Origin of the sequence: Paraburkholderia franconis (genome assembly GCF_009362735.1) — a bacterium.
GTDB classification, from domain to species: domain Bacteria; phylum Pseudomonadota; class Gammaproteobacteria; order Burkholderiales; family Burkholderiaceae; genus Paraburkholderia; species Paraburkholderia franconis.
Genome location: NZ_WHNP01000158.1, coordinates 1 through 6,195, shown reverse-complemented (window position 1 = coordinate 6,195; position 6,195 = coordinate 1). Strand labels below are relative to the sequence as shown.

General features: G+C 59.0%; 3 protein-coding genes and 1 pseudogene. 1 reads left to right on the top strand and 3 read right to left on the bottom strand.

Annotated elements, in window-relative coordinates; all coding sequences use genetic code 11:
- Positions 1-572: 572 nt before the first annotated feature.
- Both GCT13_RS46530 and GCT13_RS46525 read right to left on the bottom strand, forming a co-directional pair.
- The gene (locus GCT13_RS46530; RefSeq protein WP_152768319.1) at positions 573-2,219 is read right to left on the bottom strand and encodes a sialidase family protein; all 1,647 of its coding nucleotides are present in this window, start codon (positions 2,217-2,219) and stop codon (positions 573-575) included.
- 1,018 nt (positions 2,220-3,237) lie between these two features.
- Complete coding sequence (locus GCT13_RS46525; RefSeq protein ID WP_152768318.1) at positions 3,238-3,696, bottom strand: hypothetical protein; 459 nt, start codon at positions 3,694-3,696, stop codon at positions 3,238-3,240.
- Positions 3,697-4,471: 775 nt separating this feature from the next.
- Here GCT13_RS46525 and GCT13_RS46520 point away from each other — a divergent pair.
- Positions 4,472-5,644 (top strand): MFS transporter, encoded by a 1,173-nt coding sequence (locus GCT13_RS46520; protein ID WP_152768320.1) that lies wholly within the window; start codon positions 4,472-4,474, stop codon positions 5,642-5,644.
- A gap of 415 nt (positions 5,645-6,059) precedes the next feature.
- On the opposite strand, the pseudogene GCT13_RS46515 reads toward GCT13_RS46520, so the two are convergent.
- Positions 6,060-6,195: pseudogene (locus GCT13_RS46515) on the bottom strand (IS5/IS1182 family transposase); the annotation flags it as partial.

Here is a 6,195-nt window from a genome sequence, read left to right as displayed (position 1 = left end):
GATCGCCAAGATCGCGGATGGCGTGATCTTCGGTCTTGGGGTTCATAGCTACGTGCTTGGATTGGAAGCCATGCTTTATTTGCTCTCGAATTCACCCAAGGGCACGCTCAAGACGCACGGAGGCCAATCAGGCGATATGGTCGCACGTGAGTGAGAGGCGGCTCGCCAATGGCCGGTTGTTGTCCGTGAGTGGCCATACCGAGCGACTACTCGAATCTGATACCTGCCGTTTCAATGCTGACGGCTCGACCGGCGGGCGACGCGTCGAACCGAGCCGAACGCGTCAGGCCGGGTTCGGCCATGACCGGTCCTTCACTTACGCTGACGCTCGATCATTGAAACGACTGATTGGCGTCCAACTGCGCTCGTTCGCTGACATGTTAATGCGGGCCAGTCATCGGGATCTTGCGATTCGGGAGTGCGGCACAGGTGTCGAAGGCGATCGCGCAACGAAAACACTGCGCATCACGGCGCGTGCTCGCGCGTTCGCCTAGCCATATGATCTGTTGCCGGGACCATGACGCGTCCCGAAGGACTGGGCGGCGGCCTCCTCCAGTCGCCGCCATTTGCGCTCACGGCAATGTGATCTTGCGGGTGAATTCGGCTGTCACGTTGTGACCCGTGGCTGTGCCGAATACCGGGTACACGGTCGTGGGCCCACTAGCAGTCAGGCCCATGTAATCGCCGAGGAAATGGCCACGCGCCACGGGAGCGTCAAGGATGTTGAACGAGGCGTCGGTCAGGCGCCGCTCGTTGCCCCAGTTGACGGGGTTCGTGCATCCGCCGGAGGTGGAGCAGAAGAGCGCGAAATAGTCGGTGCTCTCGAAACCCGCAGGCGTGTTAGTGTCGTTGCGAAAGTCGTAGTAGGTCACCACGATCGTCTTGCCGTCGCCCGCCGCCACCACCGCGGGAACGAAGGCCTGCTGACGGCACGGGTTCGTGGCATTTGCCGGCGTCTTGTTGATCATCACCGGCGCCGACCAGGTGGCCCCGCCGTCATCCGATTCGCTGAAGACAATCCCGTCGATCGGGATTGACCCAGTGGGCGTAGTGCACGTGCCTGCCGAAAAGCGATCGTCCTGCCAGGCGAGATAGATCGCCCCCGTGACCGGGTTCACTGCGACACTGTAGAGAATGGAGGCATCGCGTATCGGCTGGCCGGTGTCCGGCGTGACGACCCCGACCACTTGAATATTGCTGGCGAACGCCGGCCCGCTCCAGTATCCGCCCTTATCCGTGGACGCTATATAGCCGATGTTGAGGCCCTGCGCCGTGACATTGATCGCGGTGAAGAAATCGAGCACGGTGCCGTTAGGCAACACCCGCACGATGTTGTCGATCGTCTGTCTGTTCGTGCCCGGCTGGTAGATCGGGGCGGCCGTACTCCAGGTCCCGCCGTTGTCGGTGGATCGCGAGAAGAAGGTTGGGCCGGTGAAATTGAACTTGAAGACGGGAGCGCCGCCCGCTGCAGCATTGAGCAATTTGCGCGCGATGACGACACCATCGTTTTCCGCGAGCAACTCAGCGCCTTCCTTGGTTGGCGGGAAAACGCTCAGCTGATCCCACACCGCATAGACGAAACCATTCGCTGTCGGATCGGCGGTCAGCGAGTTCTTGTCGTTGAGCACGTGCGGCGAGTTGTTCTGAATCAGCGTAACGGGACTTTGCCAGGTCGCGCCGTGGTCGACGGAGCGGCTGACCAGCATCGCGCTATTCCGCGCGCCGAACGGGGTCGTCGGCTGTGCGGGGTCCAGCGTCAACGAGAAGAAGAAGGCTGTTCCGTTTTGCGCGAAGTCTACCCACGGATCGGAAGCGCGACGGAATTTGCCCCCGGTGCAGTCGGTAACACCCGTCGGGATCGTATTGGTCCAGGTGCCGCCCGCATCGTTGGAGACGACGCCGACGAGCCCGCGTGAGCCACCGTCGTTCCAGCGGTCCTGCTGGTGCCCGGCCAGGAGGCGGGACGGGTTGGTCGGATCGGCAGCCACCCATGGCTCGATCGAGGTGGCGGGAAAAAGGATGCTTCCGAATGCGGATTCTTGTGCGTTCACCTGGTCGGAAGTGCATCCGCTGAATGGATCGCCCGCAGCCACCTGAACGAGCGGGCCGAGCACTTGCGCCTGGGCGCCTGGGCCGATTGCACACGTAAGCGCGATGACGCCGCTGCCTGCGATGCTCGGGGAAGCTAAACGGGATAGGCGTCTGAAAATGGATTTCATTCTTTGCCTCGTAAAAATTGATAAAACGCCTTTGCAGTGCCGGAAGACCATCATCGGCACCATGGCTCTCGCACAGTGATGATCCATGTGCGAAAACGAGTTGTCCCACCGCAAAAACCAACGCTTGCTGCAATTGCCACCTACACACTAGGTCGCGATAGCCGCACTTGTGTGAAAGATTCGTTTCGGATGCCGTTTCGTCACGTGGGTATCCGCCCATCCATTGATGTGGTATAGGGCTTGCAGAAGAACAGTCAGAGCATGTATGCGCTTGCAGAAGCACGGCGCCCCAGAATTGCGACCCGAGCCGATGGCGATCAGCTCGCCGTGCATTGGCGATGCCTTTGGCGGCAGAAATGGGGTGTGCCTCAACTGCTTTCGTACGCGCGATGATCCATGGCTGTATGAAGATCACGTTGGCGAGGTGAACCTGCTATTGGCAGCGACGGGGTCGTCTAGCGCTCATTGCTTCGGTCGCAGACTGGATGTCCCTTCAATCGAAAGGAGATTGACATATGCGCATCAGCGACCGCAGAGCTTCCGCGGCCACCGGCTTGCGGCCCATAGCGCGATTGGGACAGCGTATAGGCGCATGTCACAGCGATATTGCGTTGGAAACGCTCCGGCCTCCACTAATGGCCCGCACTTCCCTGAGAGCGGCCGTTGGGGTGACGGCTTGTCGAAGGTCCGCAGAGGGTCGCGAGTACTCACTCGCTCGCATCGGCACCTGACATTCGAGGCTACGACGGCGCGAACGGCGGCAGTGCGCCGCTCAGCTGCCTCACAGCGGCCGACACTTCAACGTCCGCAAAGGCCGATGTGCTCCCATCGAGCATCCGGCAGGGTTCCCGAAATGAACCGACCGTTGGAATGACGGCTCGTTGTGTTGCGCGAATGGCAACTATTGGCAGAACCCGGTCGGGCCTCGAACCGCCGCCGTGCTCCACCCATGATCTACCTAACAGAAAAGGGGAAGACGGAAGTCTTCCCCTTGCGACGGCTATGCAGCCTTCCCACGTTACACCGGAACCCAACCACGCAACCGGTCCTCATCTTCACGTGCGGGGCTGACCGACAACATGATTCGCATCGAGCCGTCAGCGTTCCGGGTGCGCTGGCCTCTCAATCTCAACTCGCCAGCGGCTATTGCAGCTTCGTCGGAAGGCGGTTCGTCCCTGAACATCGGCAACAACGACAGCCAGCCGCTGTATTCCGGTTCGGAAACCTCCTTCGCATATGCGCAAACCCGAAGCTCGCCGACGTAGTGAACGTCTGTCGATCCAAATGCAAGACAGAGCAGATGTTCGCCGTCTATGCCAACCCCAAGTGAAGCAATGACGGGCATCACCTCTTCAGCCGTCCGGACAAATCCCATCATGAGCGGCTTGCTGATCGGACCACGCCATTCGTCGATCGATTTCCGGGCTTCCGGAAGAACGAACAATTCACCAGTTCCAACAGTCGTTACCGAGAACATATGGCATCCAGAAAAAGGCCATCCGGGAGCGTCGTTTGACGTCCACGAATGGCGGAACGTCGAACAACACTGGGTCGATTCTAGGCAAAAAAAGGCAGTTGTCCAATTCAATGCTTAACGCATTTAATTGGCGATATGCATATGCCGGTCGCGTTGCTTCACTGGATAGTAGTGCGAAAGTCATGTATATGGAATACGCCATTTGGATGGTCGCCGCGAGTATAGCAATGCCAAGTGCCTGTTGCCCGGCGATTTTCCTGAGAGCCTTGAAGTCGCCCCGTCAGCATAGCGACAGATCTTCTTTCGAACATCGGCCTTCACCTAGGTAGCGGAGTTTCCCCGGCGATCAAGTTCGGGAGAGCGCAGTGCGGTCGGCCTCTGACGGGGGTATCACCTGCCAACCATTCGGCAAAGCCTCACCGGTAGCCCCCCGCAAAGGGTCATCGTCTCGCGAGTCGAAGCAACGTTCCCGTGTGAGCGAGCTTAAGCCTAGGTCAACGCGCATCGGAGTACAGATCAAGATCTCGGACGCCGTGACACCAGCAGCATATGATGCTGCAGGCGACTTTCATGCAGCGGGGGCTGCGTATGCGCAAATGCACATACCAAACGGAATGCTTCCGCATCCAGACACACTCGAACACGATACGAACTCGCACGCGCGTGCTCGCAAAGACGAAGAATGTATGGTTCTCTTGAACGACGTATCACCTCAGTACATACTGTTTTAACAGTCGATATCCGACCGATCTTCAGCCGCAACCCGGACTCTCGTATGCACCCATTCGGTGCCATGCTTTTGCTCGTCGGCACCCTGCTCACTGCGGCGGGATACGGAGCGACGTTTCTCTTGTCGATGCGCTTCAAGTACATCGGTGGAAATGATTTCGACACCGGTCTAGCCCTCGCAGGCGCTATGGTCGGCACTTTCGTCGGCGTATCATTGGTCGGTTGGTTCTCACGACACGTTGGCGCTACACGCATGACCGCGCTCGCTGCGCTATGCGTCGGCATTGGCATCGCGGGTTTCGCGGCCATTGAGCGGGTGAGTCCGCTCGATGTGATTCCCGGCTTTCTTTTTGGTCTCGGCTGGGGCGCGTTCTACCTTGCCGCACCGATGTCGCTGTCGGAACGAACGAGCGACGCAAATCGCGGACTCTGGTTCCTTCGCTTTGGGACATTTCAGATGGCCGGTATCGGCGGTTGTCCGGCGCTGGCAGGGTTCGCGATCCGCTCGTTGCATTTGTCGGTTAATAGCGTGCTCTATGCCGTAGCCTTCCTGTGTTTTATCGCCTCCCTGATGCTGGAAACCTTCGGTCGGCTCTCACCGGCTTCGCGCGTCTTGCCCGTCCGAGGGCGATCGCTAGGAAACATCGGCGCGATTGCCCGCACGCGCGCTTTGTATCCGATTCTGATGGTCGCGCTAGGCGCCTGCGTCTTCTCCGGTTTGATGACATTCCAGATGTCTCTGGTTCAAGGTACGCGTGCGCAAGCGGGCACATTCTTTAGTCTCTACGCGCTGACGGTCGTAGTAACGCGTTGGCTGCTTTCCCGACTTGTCATCAATCTGCGCACCGAAAGCGCGACCAAAGTGTTGCTCGTCGTGATGATGCTGGGCATCGCAGCGATGTTCGCAGTGCCTTACCACGTATTTTTTCAGTTGACCGCTGCGTTATTCTTCGGCACGGGATATGGGCTTGCCTATCCTGTTATCCAGACGCAGGCGGTCAACGATTCCGAGGCGATCTACCACAATGCCGCGCTGACGTGGTTCGTCACGTCTTACTTCGTCGGCGCGTTTGGCTTTCCGTCCATCGGTGGCTGGGTTTTGGTCCACATTGGTAAAGACGCGCTGCTGACGCTCATCGCCACGTGCGGCCTGACGGCGCTCATACTGGCTTTCCTGCGAGACAGACACCGCGACGCCAACAGACACGTAGGGGGCTGAATGGATCATTCGCTTCAACTTGTCGATCATGATCAACGACAAGCGTTGAGGCAGTGAAAATACAGTCCGATTTTGCGCCTGTGTCGAACGGCCTGTCGCCAGGCCGTCATGCCGCTTTCTAGTATCCCCTCACAATAGAGGTACCAGGCAGACCTCCAGAGCTTGCTGGCCAAAGTGCTCCGCGACAATTAACACAATCGTCATCTTGGGGATGAGTCGCCTGATAGCCACCACGTCGGGCTGTAGTTGGGGACCTAGCAGGTTGTTGAAAAGCACCTCGTCATGAGGACCGAAGCGATGATCAGGAGTGTTTCGTGTGCAATTTCCAACTGAAATCCGGATGCGCCGATCAGTTTGCGCAGGCAACGCGCCTGCGCGGGGATGCCAGGCCTCGCGGGCCGCGCGCATCGGCGGCTCATTGCACCGCTCCGGTATGCCCCGCGCCCATTATTCGCGCCATGCGCGTGAGATTGCTCGCGACCATTGTCAGCTTGAAGTGCTGGTCGACCCGCTTGATGCCGCGATACACCGTCTGCCGGATCCGACCGACC

Excerpts from the sequence above, each read along its gene's own strand:
- GCT13_RS46525 (WP_152768318.1), bottom strand. The coding sequence starts at position 3,696 with ATGTTCTCGGTAACGACTGTTGGAACTGGTGAATTGTTCGTTCTTCCG.
- GCT13_RS46530 (WP_152768319.1), bottom strand. The coding sequence starts at position 2,219 with ATGAAATCCATTTTCAGACGCCTATCCCGTTTAGCTTCCCCGAGCATC.
- GCT13_RS46520 (WP_152768320.1), top strand. The coding sequence starts at position 4,472 with ATGCACCCATTCGGTGCCATGCTTTTGCTCGTCGGCACCCTGCTCACT.